Source organism: Butyrivibrio sp. TB (assembly GCF_900110805.1).
Taxonomy (GTDB): Bacteria; Bacillota; Clostridia; order Lachnospirales; family Lachnospiraceae; genus Butyrivibrio; species Butyrivibrio fibrisolvens_C.
Window position 1 is genome coordinate 233213 of sequence record NZ_FOER01000001.1, and the last position, 20560, is coordinate 253772.

Annotated in this window: 13 protein-coding genes; all 13 read left to right on the forward strand. The window is 40.9% G+C overall.

Translation table 11 applies throughout. The annotated features are described in order from the left end of the window. Positions 1 to 49 precede the first annotated feature (49 nt). The 13 genes from BMX21_RS01020 (at position 50) to mutS (ending at position 20540) form a co-directional block, all read left to right on the forward strand. Positions 50 to 1261, forward strand: a complete 1212-nt coding sequence (locus tag BMX21_RS01020; RefSeq protein WP_092040230.1) for an ABC transporter ATP-binding protein — start codon at positions 50 to 52, stop codon at positions 1259 to 1261. Then, a complete protein-coding gene (locus BMX21_RS01025; protein ID WP_092040239.1) occupies positions 1261 to 3417 on the forward strand; it encodes a Gldg family protein in 2157 nt (718 codons plus the stop codon). The genes BMX21_RS01020 and BMX21_RS01025 overlap by 1 nt, the downstream gene beginning before the upstream one ends. Before the next feature lie 63 nt (positions 3418 to 3480). After that, a complete protein-coding gene (locus BMX21_RS01030) occupies positions 3481 to 4446 on the forward strand; it encodes a DUF4340 domain-containing protein (RefSeq protein WP_092040244.1) in 966 nt (321 codons plus the stop codon). A gap of 313 nt (positions 4447 to 4759) precedes the next feature. Further along, positions 4760 to 4975, forward strand: coding sequence for a FeoA family protein (locus tag BMX21_RS01035; RefSeq protein WP_022753907.1), 216 nt, complete (start codon positions 4760 to 4762; stop codon positions 4973 to 4975). 69 nt (positions 4976 to 5044) lie between these two features. Then, positions 5045 to 6499: a glutamate--tRNA ligase gene (gltX, locus tag BMX21_RS01040; RefSeq protein WP_022753906.1), complete on the forward strand. Its 1455-nt coding sequence runs from the start codon at positions 5045 to 5047 to the stop codon at positions 6497 to 6499. A 265-nt stretch (positions 6500 to 6764) separates the two neighbouring features. Next, the gene (locus tag BMX21_RS01045) at positions 6765 to 8645 is read left to right on the forward strand and encodes an ATP-dependent helicase (protein ID WP_027204122.1); all 1881 of its coding nucleotides are present in this window, start codon (positions 6765 to 6767) and stop codon (positions 8643 to 8645) included. Between the two features lie 226 nt (positions 8646 to 8871). Further along, positions 8872 to 10401, forward strand: coding sequence for a DUF4832 domain-containing protein (locus BMX21_RS01050; RefSeq protein ID WP_092040247.1), 1530 nt, complete (start codon positions 8872 to 8874; stop codon positions 10399 to 10401). 184 nt (positions 10402 to 10585) lie between these two features. Beyond that, on the forward strand, positions 10586 to 10945 hold the full coding sequence (locus tag BMX21_RS01055; RefSeq protein ID WP_092040250.1) for a DUF1292 domain-containing protein: 360 nt from the start codon (positions 10586 to 10588) through the stop codon (positions 10943 to 10945). A gap of 188 nt (positions 10946 to 11133) precedes the next feature. Then, positions 11134 to 13146, forward strand: coding sequence for an alpha-amylase family protein (locus tag BMX21_RS01060; RefSeq protein ID WP_092040254.1), 2013 nt, complete (start codon positions 11134 to 11136; stop codon positions 13144 to 13146). A 94-nt stretch (positions 13147 to 13240) separates the two neighbouring features. Next, positions 13241 to 13801: a DUF5662 family protein gene (locus tag BMX21_RS01065; RefSeq protein WP_092040392.1), complete on the forward strand. Its 561-nt coding sequence runs from the start codon at positions 13241 to 13243 to the stop codon at positions 13799 to 13801. A gap of 1075 nt (positions 13802 to 14876) precedes the next feature. Next, entirely contained in the window at positions 14877 to 16118 is a 1242-nt protein-coding gene (gene pepT / locus BMX21_RS19995; RefSeq protein WP_027204119.1) for a peptidase T, read from the forward strand. 125 nt (positions 16119 to 16243) lie between these two features. Continuing rightward, entirely contained in the window at positions 16244 to 17689 is a 1446-nt protein-coding gene (gene miaB / locus BMX21_RS01075; protein WP_092040395.1) for a tRNA (N6-isopentenyl adenosine(37)-C2)-methylthiotransferase MiaB, read from the forward strand. Positions 17690 to 17882: 193 nt separating this feature from the next. Further along, positions 17883 to 20540 carry a DNA mismatch repair protein MutS gene (gene mutS / locus BMX21_RS01080; RefSeq protein WP_092040398.1) on the forward strand — a complete coding sequence of 886 codons (2658 nt, stop codon included), beginning with the start codon at positions 17883 to 17885 and terminating at the stop codon, positions 20538 to 20540. Positions 20541 to 20560 lie beyond the last annotated feature (20 nt).

The window sequence follows — 20560 nt, forward strand, 5'->3', positions numbered from 1 at the left end:
GCGCATAAGAACAGGCACGACACAATAATTTCAGGGAGGTCTACAAAAGTTGATTGAGGTAGATAATATTGTCAAAACCTATGGCGACTACCAGGCCGTCAATCATTTGTCTTTCAAACTTGAAAAAGGCAAAATCTATGGTTTCCTTGGCCCTAATGGTGCCGGTAAATCCACGACTATGAACATAATGACAGGATATATAGCAGCAGACAGCGGAACTGTTACTATCAACGGTCATGATATCCTTAAGGAGCCCGAAGAAGCTAAAGCGTGCGTTGGCTATCTTCCGGAGATTCCACCTCTTTACATGGATATGACAGTTGGTGAGTATCTTCGCTTTGTATGCGAACTCAAGAAAGTTCCTAAGAAAGAAGTGAGAGAGCACATCGTTAAGATTCTTGCGGATACTATGCTTGGAGATTACGAGCATCGTATGATCCGCAACCTTTCCAAAGGTTATAAGCAGAGAGTCGGCCTTGCGCAGGCACTTGTAGGTGATCCTGAAGTTATAATCCTTGATGAGCCTACAGTTGGACTTGATCCTCAGCAGATCAACCAGATGCAGGATTTCATGAGGTCCCTTAAGGATGACCATATCGTGATCTTAAGCTCACATATCCTTTCACAGGTAAGTGCAGTTTGTGATTATATCCTTATAATGTCTCACGGCGAGCTTGTACAGCAGGGTTCAGAAGAAGAGCTTGAAGCTGGTGAGAACAAGTCTCAGGTACTTAAGGTTCGCCTTCTTGCAGAGCCTTCCCAGATCAAAGAGGCTCTTAAGGGCATCGCTCATATTAAGAGTATTGAGATTGGTGATTCTAAGGATGCTGACGGCGCATATGAAGCTGTTATCACAACTGACAGCACAGTAGATATCAGGAAGAATGTAGGTCTTGCATTTGCAAAGGCTTCAATCCCTGTTATCGAGCTTACTGAGAAGAGGATCACTCTTGAAGATATCTTCCTTACAGCTACAACTCAGACTCCCGGCTATATCGATCATGCCAAGGTGAGAAAAGAGAAGAAGGAAGAAAAAGAGCTTTCAGAAAAGCGTAAGGAAGCTAAGAAAGCTGTCAAGGAAGCAGCAAGAGCAGCTGGCCTTGATCCTATCATGCCTGAAAGTGAAGAAGAGGTTCTTACCGATGAAGAGCTTGAAAAGGCAGCTATGGGAGAACTTGATATCGAGGATATCGATGATGTTATTTCAGAAGAAAGTACAGACGAAAAAGTTGATTCTGAAGATGAGGAGGCGAATGAGTAATGCTTGCAATATTTAAAAGAGAGTTCAAATCCTATTTTCAGACCCTTGTAGGTCCTATCGCAATTGATATTATCCTTGTATTTGGCCTTTTGTTCTTCTGGATCTATAACCTTATGAACGGTTATTCAGATCTTGCCAATACATTGTATAGCATGTGTATGTATGGATTTACTTTTGCTATACCTGTTCTTTCAATGAGATGTTTTGCTGATGAGAAGAGAAATAAGTCAGACCAGCTTCTTTTTACAGCACCCGTTTCAATAGGACAGATCGTTATAGGTAAGTTCCTTGCACTTGCAGCAGTAGTTGCAATACCTGTTGCACTGCTTTGTGTACTTCCTCCTATCATGGGAATCTTCGGAACAGTTCCTTACAAGTGGGACTATGTTATGATCCTTGGCGTACTTTTGTATGCACTTATGATCATCGCGATCAGTATGTTCATGTCTTCACTGACTGAGTCTGCTACGATCGCTGCTGTATTCTCAATCCTTGTAACTTTCCTTGGAATGGTACTTGGAAGCTTCTATAGCAATATTGGTAATGAGAAGGTTGCAACAGTTCTTTCTGCAGTATATGACTTTGGTTCAAGACTCATAACTTTATTGAACGGATCCTTTGATATTACTGCAGTAGCATATATGCTGACTGTTACAGCTCTTTTCCTCTTCCTTACAACTCAGTCTATCCAGAAAAGAAGATATACTGTTTCTAAGGAAAATGCTTCTGTTGGTATGTATTCTGCGGTCATGACTGTAGTCATGGTAGTGGTTGTAGTATTTGTAAACCTTGCAGCAAGCCAGATTCCGGAGAAGTATCGTATCATCGATGTTACTAATAATGGTGCATACTCACTTACAGATGCTGCCAAAGAAGTTGCATCATCTACATCTGATGAGATCTCTATCTACCTTATGGGTACACAGGAACAGTATGAGGCATATACATACACTCAGACAATCGTTGATAATATCAAGATGTTCCAGCGCTACTCAGGCAAGATCTCTTATGAATTCATAGACCTTGAGACAAAACCTAACTTTGCTCAGGACTATACAACAGATACAGTTTCTACTTACGATGCTATTGTTTATGATAAGTCTACTAACAGAACCAAGGTTATAGCACTTGAAGACTTCCTGGTACTTGAAACTGATTATCAGACATATCAGCAGAATATCACAGGATATGACGTTGAGGGTGAGCTTGCTCAGGCTATCCAGTACGTACAGCTTACAGAAGACAAGCTTGTAAAGGCTTATACACTTACAGGTCACAATGAGACAGCATTCGAAACATCATTTACAGATGTTATCGCCAAAGCTAACGTATCTACAGAGGATCTTACACTTTATACAGCAGATGCAGTTCCGGATGACTGCAGCCTTCTTATCATCAACTACCCTCAGACAGACCTTAAGGCTGACGAAGTTGACAAGATCAAGTCTTATATCGACAAGGGCGGCAATATCCTTGCAATCTTCGGTTATGTCGGTGATGCAGATATGACCAACTTTAACACAGTACTTGCATACTACGGCATCACTAACAGTGCACAGCTTGTATATGAGGAAGACGCAGAGCACTATTATGCATATCCTCTTACCAATGGCGGTCTTGCTAACGGACAGCTTCTTCCTGTAGTTAACTCTTCAAGTGAGATAACTAAGGGTGTTGGTTCTATCAATGCTCCTATACTTGCAGTTTATGCAACAGGGCTTTCATACAATGCTGATGCTACAGATACAACATATACCGAGATACTTACAACATCTGATCAGGCATCACTTTTATCTTTTGCGGCTGACGGAAGTTATCAGTTCAGTGATAAAGGTACTCAGGTAGTAGGACTTGAAGCCGATAAGACACTTGCTGATGGAACAACATCAACCTGTATCGTATATTCAAGCTGCAATATCTTTAATGAGACAGTAGATACATGGACAGGCGGAGCGAACCTTGCACTTTTTAGTAATACATTTACATCTATGATCGCTCTTGATTCTACATTTGTATCTATACCTGCCGAGTATATGAACACAAGCATCAGCTACTCAACCAAGGCAATGTCTACTATCAAGATCGTATGGTGGATCATCATCATAGCTATACTTGCAAGCGGAATAGTAGTATTTGCTAAGAGAAGACATATGTGATCTGTATACTTCGGATTTTGTTGATCACATCTGTATGATCTAATATATGGAACGAGGCACGTTATGAAAAAACAAAAGACACAGCTTATAATAATCCTTGTGGTACTGGCTGTAATGGTTGCTTCTTACTTCGCGCTTTCTGCTCATAATAAGAAAGTTGTAGAAGATGAAGCAACAGACGATTACACATTACTTACATTGGATACAACTAAGATATCAGAAATAAAAGTTACAAAGACAACCAAAACAGAAGTTACAAATGAAGCGGATTCTGCAGCAGATGGAACATCTGCCAATGATGCAGGTGCAGAAGCTTCTAACACAGAAGATACTTCATCAAGCGCTGCTGCAGGAGATGGAGCAGATACTACAGCGTCAGAAGCACTTACTGCTGATGCAGCTGCAACTACAGATGCAGTTGCAGAAGGGACTTCCGCAGAGGAAACTTCCGCAGAAGATACTTCTGCTGCAGAGCCTGTATATGAATACTCATCAGAAGTTGCATATGACCTTGTGCTTGAGAATGGAGCATGGTATCTTGCTTCAGATAAGTCGCTGGAGGTAGATCAAGACAGCGTAGCTTCTCTTATCTCAAAAGTAGCTACTGTAACATCCAACAAAGAGATAGCAGGAGTAACAGATTTCGCCCAGTACGGACTTGATCATCCATCTCTATCTATTGAAATAACATTAAATGATGGAACCAAGACTAATATCTATGTGGGCGATTATAACTCAGTATCAAGCCTCTATTATGCTAGGATAGGCGATTCTGCTAATGTATATATGATCACTGCAACTCTTAGTACATCATTTGGCGTAGAAGGATCATCTTTTGAAAAAGTTGACTCATCTGCAAGCACAGTAGAGACAAGTGCAGGGATCACAGGAGTAGATATAGATGCAAGTGCAGCATCATCAGCAGCTGCAGCACAGTCTTCTCAGAATGCATCAACTAAGGCTACTGAAGGCGATTCAACATCCGCATCTACTGACACTACTACAGAGTCAGCTGTAGTAGCAGAGTGATCTTTTTTATAGAAATATAGAAATATTACCGGCTGTCAGAAACATCATTAAAAAAGCCGTAATAACGCTAAAACACAACTATATAACAGAGATCACGCGTTCAAAAACATAAATAAACAGCCATCGGGAATTAGTAATAATTCTGCGATGGCTGTTTTACTTATATCCTTATTTTTTAAGAATATAGCTCCTATTGCAACAATGTACCTATTTATTTATAATGAATGTGTTGATTTTTTCGGGGGAAGCGTTATAATCAAAAATGCTTGCGCTTTTTGCGCAAAACATAAAAACGCAATACGGAGGATTTCGCATGAGTTTATGCGAGGTTGAGAATAATGGTACTTATCGCATCACTAGGATGAACCTTGAGGATGCTAACGGGGAGAGGCTTAAAAACCTTGGCCTTAAGCAGGGCACCGAAGTCAAAGTTATCAGTAGGAAGAAACAAGGATCTCTTATTATAGAATCCTGCGGAAGGCAGATAGCTTTGTGCAAGAATTTCGCATCAGCTATAGATGTAGAGTAATCCGGTCGTCACTAGGTGTCATAAGTTTTTTTGACCACCTACATCATTATATGAAAGGACGTATTAGTAATGGCTGCTAAGATCAGAACAAGATATGCACCGAGCCCAACAGGACGTATGCATGTCGGCAATTTAAGAACTGCTCTTTATGAGTATTTAATCACAAAACACGAAGGCGGAGATTATATCCTCCGAATTGAAGATACAGATCAGGAACGTTTTGTTGAAGGTGCTACAGAACTTATTTATGATGCACTTAGAAAGACAGGACTTAAGCATGATGAAGGTCCGGATATCGGCGGTCCTGTAGGCCCTTATGTTCAATCTGAGCGTCAGGCATCAGGAATCTATCTTGATTATGCTAAACAGCTTATAGACAAGGGTGAGGCATATTATTGCTTCTGCACACCAGAAAGACTTGCGTCACTTAAGCAGGTTATCGATGGCAAGGAAGTTACAGTTTATGACAAGCACTGTCTCCACCTTTCCAAAGAGGAGATAGAGAAGAACCTTGCAGAGGGAAAGCCCTACGTAATCCGTCAGAACAATCCTACAGAAGGTACTACAACCTTCCATGACGAGCTTTACGGCGATATCACAGTTGACAACAAAGAACTTGATGATATGATCCTTATCAAATCAGACGGGTTCCCGACATACAATTTTGCTAACGTTGTAGATGACCACCTTATGGGCATCACACACGTTGTTCGTGGTAATGAGTATATTTCTTCCACTCCTAAGTACAACCGTCTCTATGAGGCATTTGGATGGGAGATTCCGAAGTATATCCACTGCCCGCTTATTACAGATGAAGATCACCACAAGCTTTCCAAACGTTCAGGACACAGCTCATTTGAAGATCTTCTTGAGCAGGGCTTCCTTGTAGAGGCTGTAGTTAACTTCATCGCACTTCTTGGATGGTCTCCTGAAGACAATGAAGAGATTCTTAGTCTTGATGAGCTTATTGAGAAGTTTGATTACCACCGCATTAATAAGTCCCCTTCAGTATTTGACTATACTAAGCTTAAGTGGATGAACGGTGAGTATTTAAAGCGTATGGATGATGACAAGTTCTATGAGCTTGCACTTCCTTACATGAAGGAAGTTATCACAAAGGACGTTGATTTCCACAAGATCGCAGCTATGATCAAGACTCGTATCGAGATCTGGCCTGATATTGCAGGAATGATTGACTTCTTTGAGAAGGTTCCTGAATATGATAATGCAATCTACTACAACAAGAAGATGAAGACTGATGCGCAGACATCTCTTCCTGTACTCAAAGAGCTCCTTCCTCTTATCGAGAGCATTGATGACTATTCTAACGACAATCTCTTTGCTAAGATCAAAGAGTTCGTAGGAGAGAAGGGTTATAAGAATGGTTATGTATTATGGCCTCTTAGAATCGCACTTTCCGGTAAGGAGCAGACACCTTGCGGCGGAACTGAGATCATGGAAGTTCTTGGCAAGGAAGAGTCCATAGCACGTATCAAAGCTGCTATAGCTAAGCTTGAAGCATAATTATCACATATTCTTGTTATTATAAGATCATATTATCTCGTAGATGTCGGCGTGAAGATGGTTCATTTTCAAGTCGGCGTCTACGGATATCTTGAAAATTCAAATTTAATCTGTATTATTCTGTTTACTAAAATCATAATTAGTTATAAATCATGATTAGTATAAATCTGACCAGTTAATAATATCCCATCAGGATTCAAGAAATTATATGTTCTAAGTTCATCAAGAAATTAAAACAAGTAAAAAAGTTTTATGGAGGAAAATAATGTCATTTGCAGGTCAAACTGTGGTGACCGGCAATCCCGCTCAGATCGACGCGATAACGCATATAAACGGTCCAGCCATGGTCCTGGCAGGTCCTGGAAGCGGTAAAACCTTTGTTATATCAGGACGTATCAAGTTCCTGATAGAGCAGGCAGGCGTCAGTCCAGATTCTATTTTAGTCATCACATTTACTAAGGCAGCTGCACTTGAGATGCAGCATCGCTTCTTTAAAGAAACATCCAGACAATATCCTGAAGTTCATTTTGGAACATTTCATTCTCTTTTCTATCATATGTTATGCCTGTCCAAACCGGGATATCACCCGAATTTACTCACTTCAAGAGATAAGAACAAAATAATAAAAGAGTGCCTTTTAAAGATAATAAAAAGTCATAAGGATGAAATAAGACAAAAAGAGGATTATGCAGCTTTATCAGCAGATGATTATGCCGGCATCCTGTCGGAAATAGCAAGAATCAAGAATGATAACTGTAGTCCTTCGGAATGTAATAGGGACGTTCCTTACTGCGACTTTTTTGAAGAAATATACAATAGCTATATACAAAGCTGCAGTGATCTTGGCTTTATCGACTTTGAGGATATGATCCTGGAGTGCTATAGGATGCTTGTTGGTAACCCTGATATCCTTGCCAAATGGCAAAAGAGCTTTAGATATGTTCTTATCGACGAGTATCAGGATATCAACAGGCTTCAGGAAAGTGTCATAAGGCTTCTTGTAAGGCAGCACCGGAACATATTCGTGGTAGGCGATGATGACCAGTCTATATACGGATTTAGGGGGTCAAGGCCTGAGATAATGCAGGAGTTTAGAGAAGTCTATGAAGATACAAAGCTTATAACTCTTGGGATTAACTACAGATCTGGAAGCGAAATAATCAAAAATTCAGGACTTATCATAAGTCAGAACAAGGTTCGTTTTGATAAGTCCCAGGAGAGCGCAAGTGATGACAATCATGGCCTTTGCAAGGGCTTTGTATATGATAATGCCAAAAGTGAGACCAAGGCTATAGCAGACAATATAGAAGCTGATGGCGATTATGATAACACTGCCGTATTATATAGGACCAATCTTGAAAGCGAGATGATAGCGCTGGAACTATCATCAAGGGGGATTCCATATGTATCCTCATCGGCTGCTATTAGTATCTATGAGGATCCTTGTGTAAAGACTATTCTTTCTTATCTTAAATATGCGGTTAATGGGCATAAGCGCGCAGATTTTTTTGCCATAATGAATTGTCCTCTTAGATATATCAAAAGAGATGCGGTCAGACATGAAAATGTTATAGAAAGAGACCTTCTTGACTACTACAGATCCAATCCTTCTATGAGGGAGACAGTGTCTAAGCTCTTCAGACAACTTGCTCTTGTAGAACGTATGAGATCAGCGCTTTCGCTTAAATATATCATGAATGAGATGGGAGTATTGAAATTTCTTCTAAAGGATAAGTCCAAAAGCGATACAGACAGATTGAATGATATCTTTGATAAGCTCATGCAGGATGCCTTCGCTTATCCGGATGCCAGTGAGTTTCTGCAAAAAGCAGATGAAGATATAGTAAGGGCACAGAAGGAGAGACAAAATAGAAAAGGAAAAAGTAATAAGGGTGTAAAGATAATGACGATGCATGCATCTAAAGGACTTGAGTTCGATACGGTGTATCTTCCGAGCTTGTGTGAAGGATCCATACCTAACAGGAAGTCTGTCATGCCGCATCAGATCGAGGAGGAGCGCCGTATGCTCTATGTAGGCATGACTAGAGCCAAAAAGCGCCTGTACCTAAGCTATATAAAAGGCGATGAAGACAATCCCCGAATGCCGTCCAGGTTTCTAAGACCTATTATGGACTTATTTAAGTAGAGCTACTGATTTGTATAGTGTCATTTCCTGTAAAGACTTACAAAATTAAAATATTTACTTCAGAATATTGGCGATAACACCGATATACTACTTAGCGGAAGTTGCAGTTGTCACCTGTTCATCATGCTTTTATTACAAATGAGCTGATGCACCGGAGCTTCTTTCGCCGCAGGATACAAGGATGTTGATTGGGCCTTAGGCAGGAAGCCGTGGCAAGGGTGCAACTATGATCAAAGATATAATTACAAATATTATTCTTATCGTGTTGATTATTCTGACTATTTTTGTTTTTATCATGCTATTTGGCAAGGATCTGGGCATCGTTATAGACATAGATGCTATCAAGGGATCCATTACTCAGTTGTTTGAAAAAGAAGAAGAGGAGCCTGAAGAGGCGAATGTTGCGGATACAGCGGCTTCCGACAGTTCTGAGGAAGAGACAGTAACTGTTGCTTCTATGTATGACAATACAATTACTATAGAGTATGAATTGTCTGATGAAGTGCTATACAATCCGCTGATGGGCTTTGCCCCTAATGCAGACAGTGATGAAGGCACTGATGTTAACATGGACAAGGTAAGGCTTGTCTATATCGAAGTCACCTGGGCCGAGTTTGAACCGGAACAAGGTGTATATGACTTTGAAAAAATTGAAACGGACAATCATCTTCAGGAATGGAGAAATGCAGGTAAGAATGCAGTTCTCCGTTTTGTTTGTGATGTCCCTTCTGATGAAGATCACATGGATATACCGGACTGGGTCTATAAGATGACCAAGGATGGTAAAAAGTATGATATGTCCTATGGTAAGGGATATTGTCCCGATTATAGCAATGAAGACTTTATAGCTGCCCATAACGAAGCGTTAAAGGCACTTGGAGAGTATTTTTCCAAGGATTCATTCGTAAGATATGTGGAGCTTGGAAGTCTGGGACATTGGGGAGAATGGCATATTAACATTGATGAAGATGATGGTCTTCCTGTGATGCCTGATGCGGATACAAGAACCATATATGTCAAGGCTTATGAAGACGCATTCCCTGATGCTAAGCTCCTTATGAGAAGACCTTTTGAAGAGCTTCCTGAAGGCGGAGGCGTTTTTAATGATATGACAGGATCTTACAAAGATACCACCGAGTGGCTTACCTGGATAAACGAAGGCGGCGTATATGAACAGACAGGAGAAGAAGACGCTCTTATCGCTATACCTGATATTTGGAAAACTGCCCCTGTAGGAGGTGAATTTACAAGCTCTATCCCTATGGAAGATATGCTGATAAGTCAGTATGCGACTACAAGCTCCCTTATAAGTGATAGCCATATGACATTTATAGGACCTAAAGTCCCTGAAAGAGAAGATCTATCCGGCGCTGCATGGTTTAGGTGCGATGATATCATGAAGATGCTGGGTTACAGATATGCCGTTACTACTATGGAATATGGCGGTGATAATACGCAGAGTGTTATAGGACTTAGAATCTCTAATGAAGCGCTGGCTCCTATTTATTGGGACTATCCTGTGTATCTATATCTAAAGGATGAGATGGGTAATATAGAAAAATATAAAGTTGATATAGACCTTACAAAACTCTATGGCGGTGAGTCAACTTATGTTATGACGACCGTACCGGTCAGTTTTGATTCTCTTTCGACCTATCAGATCTTTTTGGGAATTGAGGATCCACAGACGCAGCAGCCGGCTGTCTATATCGCCACAAATGCCGAAAGATCAGGGTATATGACGATCTTGAAATGAAATTTTTGATAGCTTTCTATACAAATAATATTAATAATTCTATGTCTTTTTTTCTCTATGTATGATATGATGAATATACATCCGCAGTGACTTACGGGGTTATTTTGCGTGACCATCATGGTCAATAGTCTTGAATTTTTTAGGATATTGGTTTTGGTATAAATAGGGATAAGGAGGTGCATTTATGCTGTTTTCAGACATAGCCATGAAAATTAATCAGAGAATAGAGAATGGTGAAGAAATCACAGTAGATCTGGATCTTGATGATGGCAGAAAAGTTACATGCGCTACGATGATCATCCTTACAGTTAATGAAAAGGATTACATTGTACTCCTTCCGCTTGATAAGAATGGTCAGAATACAGACGGTAATGTGTGGTTCTACAGATACATAAACAATGGATCAGACGACGCTGAGCTTGGATACATCAGCGATGATGCAGAGTACGAGAAAGTGTCCGAAGCTTTTGATGAGTATCTTGATGAAGCGGAATTTGATGAGCTTGTCGATCTTGATGACAATGGCAAAGCTATAAGATCATAAATGCGGTAATATTGGCCGTCCGGGTTATCCGGGCGGCTTTTTTGAACTTAGCTTTTATATGAAGCATACCTGACGGGATTTTTGTGGTATACTATGTTGGAATAATTATGAGCTAGATTAAGATAAGCTGAAATGAGATGAATTAAGATCAGGTTAGTCCTGCGATCCATCAGACACTTAGGAGGATTATGACACAATCACTTAAACTGCTGAAAGCAAAACCTTACCCCCTTGGAATGTATATAAAGGGGCAGGATCTTATTTTCAGTGGTACTTTTATTAATGAAACAGGCTGCGGAATCATTTTATATCCTTGTACTGATGGAGTAATAGATACTGCAAAGCCGCAGATAGTTCCACTTACAGACCAGTACAGGCACGGATCCTTGTATAGTGTGAGAATTGTCGGTGGCGCCTTGGCATTTGGGGCTTACCAGCTTATGAGCGGCGGCAACAGATATGCAGATCCTTTAAGCACCAGGATCCAAGGGCTTGAAGAGTTTGGCGTTTACAAAAAAGAGGACGAGATCTTCAGCATAATATCAGATGATGATTATGACTGGGGCAATGACAAAAGGCCTCATACCCCTTTTGACAAGAGTTTTATATATCTTGTAAATGTGCGTGGTTATACAATGCTGGACACCGGTGTTCCTGTAAGGCACAGAGGAACATTTCTCGGACTTGCGCGAAAGATTGAGTATCTCAAGTCTCTTGGAGTTACAGCTATAGAGCTTATGCCGGTATATGAGCAGCCAAGTGTTTTATCAAGAAAAAGTCTTGAGTTTATGCATGCCCCTGTTCATCGTGATATGACCAAGGATAGAGCCATGGTAAGTGAGGCCGGGTTCCTTAAGGAAGCTTCTGATTCAGACAGACTGGTCAATCTCTGGGGATTTGAACCGGGGTTCCCTTATGCAGTCAGAAGTGCGTATGCTGTCAAAGGCAATGATCCTTCTGAAGAATTCAAAGACATGGTAAGAGAATTCCACAGAGCCGGCATCGAAGTTATCGTTCAGACCTATTTTGCAGAAGGTCTTACTCATCAGAATATGCAGGAGATTCTGAGGTACTGGGTTAGCGAGTACCATATTGACGGCGTCCATATTAAGGGCAAAAATGTAAGTTCAACCATGCTGTCCCAGGACCCTCTTTTATCAGATATCAAGATATTTGATTATGGTTTTGATTACTGGTATCTGTACGGAGGTGCAAGTCGTGAGCCGTCTAAGAGGAATCTTGCTTCGTACAAGGATGATTTTGAATTTACAGCTCGTCATTTCCTTAAAGGTGATGATAATATCATTCAGTCGTTCCTTAACCTGTCACAGGAGACCGGAACAGCAGGCGGCGCGGTTCATTATATATGTAACTACGACGGAGCAAGACTTGCAGATCTTGTGACCTATGATCATAAATACAACGAAGCCAATGGTGAGAACAATACTGATGGTATAGATGATAATGTAAGCTGGAACTGCGGAGTGGAAGGAAGGAGCAGAAGAAAAGATATAATGCTCCTTCGCGCAAGGCAGATCAAAAATGCGCTTGTGATGCTCTTTTTGTCTCAGGGAACGCCTATGCTCTTTGGCGGAGATGAATTTTGCAATTCACAGTCAGGTAATAACAATCCTTACTGTCAGGACAATAATATAGGCTGGATCGAATGGAAGAACTTTGCAAAGCACAAGGATCTTGTGGATTTCACCAGATTCCTTACAGGTCTTAGAAACAAGTATGAGGTGTTCAGATCAGCTGTGCCATACAGACTTATGGATTATAAGGCTGTCGGTTATCCTGATTTTTCATATCATGGAACACAGGCCTGGAGACCTGACCTTTCTGCATACAGTCATACTATAGGTATGCTGTACTGCGGCCTGTACTGCGGCAAAGGTCAGGAACATTCGTTTGTATATGTAGCTTACAATATGCACTGGGAAGATAAAGAGTTCTCACTTCCGGAGCTTCCTAAAGGGTGTGAATGGCAGCTTTTATGTGATACCGCTGATTCGGAGTCGGATTACAGCACTCCTAAAAGAGGCAGAACATTAAAGGACCAGTCCAAAGCTACACTGTTATCCAGAAGCGTAAGTATTTTTATTTCAAAAGGAGAACCGGAGAGAACCGGTAGAAACATATCCTATGCAACAAATGCAGCAAACAAACAATCAGCAGATGCCCCTTCAAGGGACAAGTGATGCATCCTTACAGGCAGATAACATAAAGCCATCATCATATACTTTTCCTGTAGGAAGAGAGGTTAAGCTCGGCCCGGGAGGCAGACAGCCAAAGATTGAACTTAAGAATGCGATCGGACATTTTAAGACTATAACAAAACATAGATGGATGGTTCGCCGTAACTGTTTCAAAATGGGACTTTACTGGCAGGGGCTTACTCATGACCTGTCCAAGTATTCTCCTACTGAGTTCTTTCAAGGATGCAGGTATTATCAGGGAGACAGATCTCCCAATGCCAGTGAAAGGGAAGTTAACGGCTTGTCACTTGCCTGGCTTCATCATAAGGGCAGGAACAAGCATCACTATGAATACTGGATAGATTTTAGTTCCAAGGATTCAAGTTCTCCTTTTGGGGTGCTTCCGGGCAAGATGCCTGACAGATATATAGCAGAGATGATAGCTGACAGGGTAGCAGCAAGCCGTACCTATAGGAAGGATGCTTATACATCCGCAGATCCGCTTAACTATTATCTGACAGTTAAGCAGACACCTACACCTATGCATCCTTACACTATAGAAAAGCTTGAATTCTTCCTTCACATGCTCGCAGATAAGGGGGAGGAAGAGACTTTTGCATATATTAAGAATGTGTTCTTAAAAAATAAAAAGAAGTAAGAGTCAAAAGGCATATGGATAAGATCCTATATATCCCGATGTGAACTTATGACCCATAGGGAATGGCATGACAGGTAATGACACAAATGATCTTTTTAAAAAGTCCATAGATAAGTTCCTTGGTCGAAGTTATGAAAGAAATTCTATTGGTATTTTGCAGGAAAAGACTCTTCACAGCATCGTCAAGGATTTCTATGCTCCATCTGATGATGCTAAGGAGATAAGAGTCGGAGACTTTGTTGCGGATATCTGCTATGAAGATAAGATAGTCGAGATTCAAAATGGGAATTTTACTTATCTTGTACCAAAGCTTGAAGCTTTTTTGCCAAAATATAAAGTCACTGTGGTGTATCCCATCCCTTACAGGAAGTGGATGTGCTGGATAGATCCTGAAACGGGTGAAATTACTAAAAGGAATGCTCCCAGAGGATGTTTTAATCTTTATAAAGTTTTCAGAGATCTGTACAGTATCAGGAAATATCTGGATCATCCGGGCCTTACACTGATCCTGACATGCCTTGAACTGGAAGAGTACAGACTTCTTGATGGTTGGAGCAAAGACCACAAGAAAGGTTCGCACCGCTATGATAGGATACCTCTTAACCTTCTTGATGAGATTGTGATCAAGGGCAAGGAGGGGTATAATAGATTCCTTCCGGATGAACTTACAGCTGAGTTTACTATCAAGGAGTTTCAAAAGCTTGTAAGATACCGTGGCAAGTATTTTGGCACAGCTATAAAAGTCTTAGAACAGCTCGGCCTTATCGAAAAGTGCGGGATGAGAAAAAGGGCTTATCTTTATAGGAAAGTTGATAGCTCGAAAGGTAATAGCCAAAAGGATAATAGTCCCAAAATTAATAGTTCAAAAGTTAATAGTTCAAAAGGCAGTAACCTAAAGACTATTATGAAAAAAGATAATAATAAAAAAGATAATAATAAAAAAGAAAATAAAACGGAGAATAAAGAAATGGCAGTAAAGAAAACAAAAACAGCTACCAAGAAGACTGCTTCAAAGGCGGCTACTACAAAAACAGCTACTAAAGCTAAAAATGTTAAAGTCAGTGAAGAGACAGTCATTGACAGATTTCTTAGATATGTTAAGTTTGATACTCAGTCTGATGAAAGAAGCGGCGCATCACCTTCTACGCCTTCTCAGCATGAACTTGCCAAGGCTCTTGTGAGCGAACTTGAAACAATAGGCGCAAGTGATGTGTATTATGATAAAGAGCACTGCTATGTATATGCAACTATTCCTTCTACACTTGGCAGGAAAAAAGCACCTGTTCTTGGCTTTATAAGTCATATGGATACATCTGATGCCTGCAGTGGCAAGGATGTTAAAGCAAGAATAGTTGAAAAGTATGATGGCAAGGATGTAGTTCTTAATGAGAGCGATCCTGAGACCGGTGCTAAGATAGTTCTGTCACCAAAGACATTCCCTGAACTTCTGAACCATAAGGGTGAAGATCTTATCGTTACAGACGGAACAACTCTTCTTGGAGCTGATGATAAGGCCGGAATATCTGAGATCATGACAATGGCAGCTTATCTTCTTAGCCATCCGGAGATAAAACATGGCAAGATCAGGATCGGTTTTACTCCTGATGAAGAGATTGGAGAGGGTACTAAGTTTTTTGACTTAAAGAGATTTGGTGCAGACTTTGCATATACAGTAGATGGCGGCAAACTTGGAGAACTTGAGTATGAGTGCTTCAATGCTGCTGAGGTTGAGCTTATAATCCACGGAAGAAGCGTACACCCTGGCGATGCCAAGGGCAAGATGCTTAACGCATCACTTATCGCTTACGAGTTCCAGTCAATGCTCCCTCAGTTCGACAATCCTATGTATACTGAGAAAAAAGAAGGTTTCTTCCATCTCACGCTCATGAAGGGAACCTGTGAGAAGGCTGTAGCTTATTACATCATCCGTGATCATGACAAGAAGAAATTTACTGAGCGCAAAAAGCTTGTAGAAAAAATCGTAAAATTCCTTAATGACAAGTATGGCGCCGGCACAGTAGAGCTGACAATGGAAGATAGCTACTACAACATGATCGAGAAGCTGAAACCGCATATGCATCTTATAGACAATGCCCGTAAAGCAATGGAACAGGCAGGAGTTACAAGCATTGAGAATCCTATAAGAGGTGGTACAGACGGAGCTATGTTGTCATTTAAAGGTTTGCCATGTCCTAATCTGTGCACAGGTGGTTACAATTATCATGGCAAGTATGAGTATGCTTCAGTACAGGAGATGTACAAGACTGTAGAGATCCTTGAGAATCTTGCTCAGATTTATGGTAGTTATAAAGGATAATAGTAATGAATAAAGATTTAAACAAAGTTAATGATCTAAACCAGAATATTGAACCTGTTAAGGATGCTGATGCAAAGGGTGCAGTATCAATAGAGGGCAGTAATTTATACGAAGTTGATGACAAGATGGAAGCGCTCATTGAGGCAGCAGATCTTGATGGCAAGGTGCCGGAGGCTGAGCCCCAGAGACAGTACTATTTTATCAAAAAAGCAAGACGTTATGTGGACGAGCTTGCCAAGGAGATTGGCAGAAGGCCACGTGCCTGCAGTGTTGCTTTTGGATGCCAGATGAATGCCCGTGACTCAGAGAAGATCCTCGGAGTTTTGAAGGCTGTAGGCTATGAAGAGACTGAATCTGAGAAGGCCGAATTCGTGATCTACAATACATGTACAGTTCGTGACAATGCTGATCAGCGTGTATATGGCCGTCTTGGATATGCAGGAAGTCTTAAGAAAAAGAATCCTCACATGAGGATAGGTGTCTGCGGCTGCATGATGCAGGAGCAGGTTGCCGTTGATAAGATCAGGAAGAGCTATCGTCAGGTTGATCTTATATTCGGTACACATAATCTGTTTAAGTTTGCAGAACTTTTGTGCTCTATGTTTGAATCTGACAGGATGATCATAGATATCTGGAAAGAGACCAATGAAATAGTTGAAGACCTTCCTGTTGCAAGGAAGTATCCGTTTAAATCAGGTGTTAATATCACATTTGGATGCGACAATTTCTGCACTTATTGCATAGTTCCTTATGTAAGAGGACGTGAGAGAAGCAGAGACCCCAAGGATATCGTAAGAGAAGTTGAAAGGCTTGCAGCAGACGGCGTTAAGGAGGTTATGCTTCTTGGTCAGAATGTTAATTCTTACGGAACAGGACTTCCTGAAGATAAGAAGATATCTTTTGCCAAGCTTCTTGAAGAAGTGTGCAAAGTTGAGGGTATCGAGAGAGTCAGGTTCATGACACCACATCCCAAGGATCTGTCACAGGATCTTATAGATGTGATCAAGAATAATCCTAAAGTCGCAAGGCATATCCATCTGCCTCTTCAGTCAGGAAGTACAGAGATCCTTAGAAGGATGAACAGAAAGTATACAAGGGAGCAGTATCTTGAACTTGCTTTAAGAATAAGGCGTGAGATCCCTGATGCTGCAATCACTACAGATATCATCGTAGGCTTCCCTGGTGAAACCAATGAAGATGTAGATGATACAATTGATATTGTCAAGCAGGTAAAGTATGACAACGCATTTACTTTCATCTATTCAAAGCGTACAGGTACTCCTGCGGCTACATTTGAAACAAAGCTTTCTGATGAGGAAGTAAAGCATAACTTTGACAGGCTCTTAAAGGTTGTACAGGAAACAGCGCATGCTCAGTCAGCGCGCTTTAATGATACTGATCAAAGAGTCCTTGTTGAGTCACTCAATGAGCAGGATGATACTCTTGTAACGGGCCGTATGTCCAATAACACTCTGGTTCACTTCAAGGGCGGAGAGGAACTGATCGGTCAGTTTGTTGACGTACATCTTGATGAATGCAAGGGATTTTATTTCATAGGACATATGATCTAAAATGATTGCTGTAAAGAGGGCTATTATAAAAAGACTCTCTTTATATACAAAAGAGTATCTGATCATTTTGTATAGTATTAAAAATATACAATAAGTAACAATAAACGGAGGAGTACTTTTGGATACAAAAGTAGTAACAACGGGGGCAAGCGAGAAATTTGCATCAAAACCCGATATTACCAAAGTTTCACCTATGATGCAGCACTATCTAAAGACAAAAGAGGAGAATCCCGGATGCCTTCTTTTTTACAGACTGGGAGACTTCTATGAGATGTTCTTTGAAGATGCTGAGATAGTCAGCAGGGAGCTTGAGCTCACACTTACAGGTAAGGCCTGCGGTCTTCCTGAAAGAGCTCCCATGTGCGGAATACCTTATCATGCGGTTGATTCTTATCTTACAAGACTTGTTAAGAACGGACACAAAGTTGCTATCTGCGAGCAGGTAGAAGACCCTAAACAGGCCAAAGGCATTGTCAAAAGAGATGTTATAAGAGTTGTAACTCCCGGAACCAATATAGATGCCCAGTCTCTTGAAGAGACTCAGAACAACTACATAATGTGCCTGTACTATGGCTGTGATGTTACAGGAATAGCTATCTGCGACGTATCAACAGGTGATTTCTATCTTACAGAAGCAGGTAAGATAAGAAGCGTTCTTGATGAGATCGCAAAGTATCAACCTTCGGAGATCATCTGTAACGAAGCTTTTGTTATGAGCGGAGTCAGTCTTGAAGATTTAAAGAGCAGGATGGGTATCACTATTTATCCTCTTGATGCCAGATATTTTGACGAGGATGCAGGACATAAAGCTATAATGAAGCAGTTCCACGTAAGCTCGCTTATTGGACTTGGAATAGATGATTTCAAGGTTGGAACAATTGCTGCAGGCGCTATGATCCAGTATCTTTTGGAGATGGCCAAGTCTGATCTGTCCAATATAACTCATATATCTCCATACCTTACAAGTAAGTATATGCTCCTTGATACATCCACAAGACGTAACTTAGAGCTTACAGAGACTCTTCGCGACAAGCAAAAAAGAGGAACGCTTCTCTGGGTACTTGATAAGACTAAGACTGCTATGGGTGCCAGAATGCTTCGAAGCTTCATAGAGCAGCCTCTTATAGATATCGAAGAGATGAAGGCAAGGCAGGATGCTGTTGATGCCCTTTGCGGCAATGCTGTATCCAGGGATGAAATAAGAGAATATCTGTCTCCTGTCTATGACCTTGAAAGGATAATGAGCCGTATAAGCTATAAGACAGCTAATCCTCGTGACCTTCTGTCCTTCAGAAATTCTATAAGAATGCTTCCTGCTATACGTATAGCTCTTGAAGATATGAAGGGCAATAAGGAACTTGACAGGATCTATAGTGAGATCGATGAGCTTAGGGATATATATGAGCTTATAGACTCAGCTATAGTGGAAGAGCCTCCTCTTACTATTAGAGAAGGCGGTATGATCAAAGACGGATATAACAGTGATATAGATCATTTCAGGCAGGCCCGTTCCAATGGTAAACAGTGGCTTGCCGAGCTTGAATCCAAGGTCAAAGAAGAAACAGGTATCAAGAACCTTCGTATCAAGTACAGTAACGTGTTCGGCTATGCCTTTGAAGTTACAAACTCCTTTAAGGATCTGGTGCCAGATACTTTTACAAGAAAACAGACTCTTGCCAACTGCGAGCGTTATACAACACCTGAGCTCAAAGAGCTTGAGGACACTATCCTTAATGCAGAAGATAAATTAAACGGACTTGAGTACGATGCTTTCTGTGAGGTAAGAGACAGTGTGTGCGCACAGATACAGAGGATACAGCGTACAGCCAAGGCTATAGCAGCGCTTGATGTATATGCTTCTCTTTCTTATGTTGCTGAAAGAAATCATTATGTTAAACCGCTTCTGTCTGAAAATGGAACTATCCGTATCAAGGAAGGAAGACATCCTGTTGTAGAGGCTATGATGGATCGAACAGATCTTTTCATATCCAATGATACATTCCTTGATAACAAGAAGCATCTTATATCCATCATCACAGGTCCCAACATGGCAGGTAAGTCCACTTATATGAGACAGACTGCTCTTATAGTACTGATGGCACAGATAGGAAGTTTTGTACCTGCTACAAGTGCTGAAATAGGTATAGTTGACAGGATATTTACAAGAGTAGGAGCAAGTGATGATCTTGGAAGCGGCCAGTCAACATTTATGGTTGAGATGAATGAGGTTGCCAATATCCTTAGAAATGCCACTAGTAAGAGCCTTCTCATTCTGGATGAGATAGGACGAGGAACATCAACTTATGACGGACTATCCATTGCATGGGCTGTTATAGAGCACATTGCAAACAGGAAGTATCTTGGAGCCAAGACTTTGTTTGCAACTCATTATCATGAACTTACAGAACTTGAAGGCAAGCTTGATTCTGTGAGGAACTACTGCATTGCTGTTAAGGAAAAAGGTGATGATATAGTATTTCTTCGAAAGATAATAAAGGGCGGAGCCGACAAGAGTTATGGTATCGAAGTTGCAAGACTTGCAGGAATACCTGCTATGGTAACTGACAGAGCCAAGCAGATATGTTCTGAGCTTGTGAACAGTGATATAACTGAGAAAGTTCAGGAGATAGCAGCTCTTACAGATGAGAAGCCTTCTAAGAAGTCTGCTGCAAAGCATTACGATCAGGTTGATCTCAACCAGATGTCACTGTTTGAAAGTGTAAGTGATGAAGATATCCTAAAGGAACTTGAGGAGATCGATATCACCAACATGACACCAATGGATGCACTTAATACACTTTATAAACTTCAAAGCGATCTCAAGAATCGCTGGAAGGGCAATGTAAGCTAGTTTGGGGACTTATGTGTAAA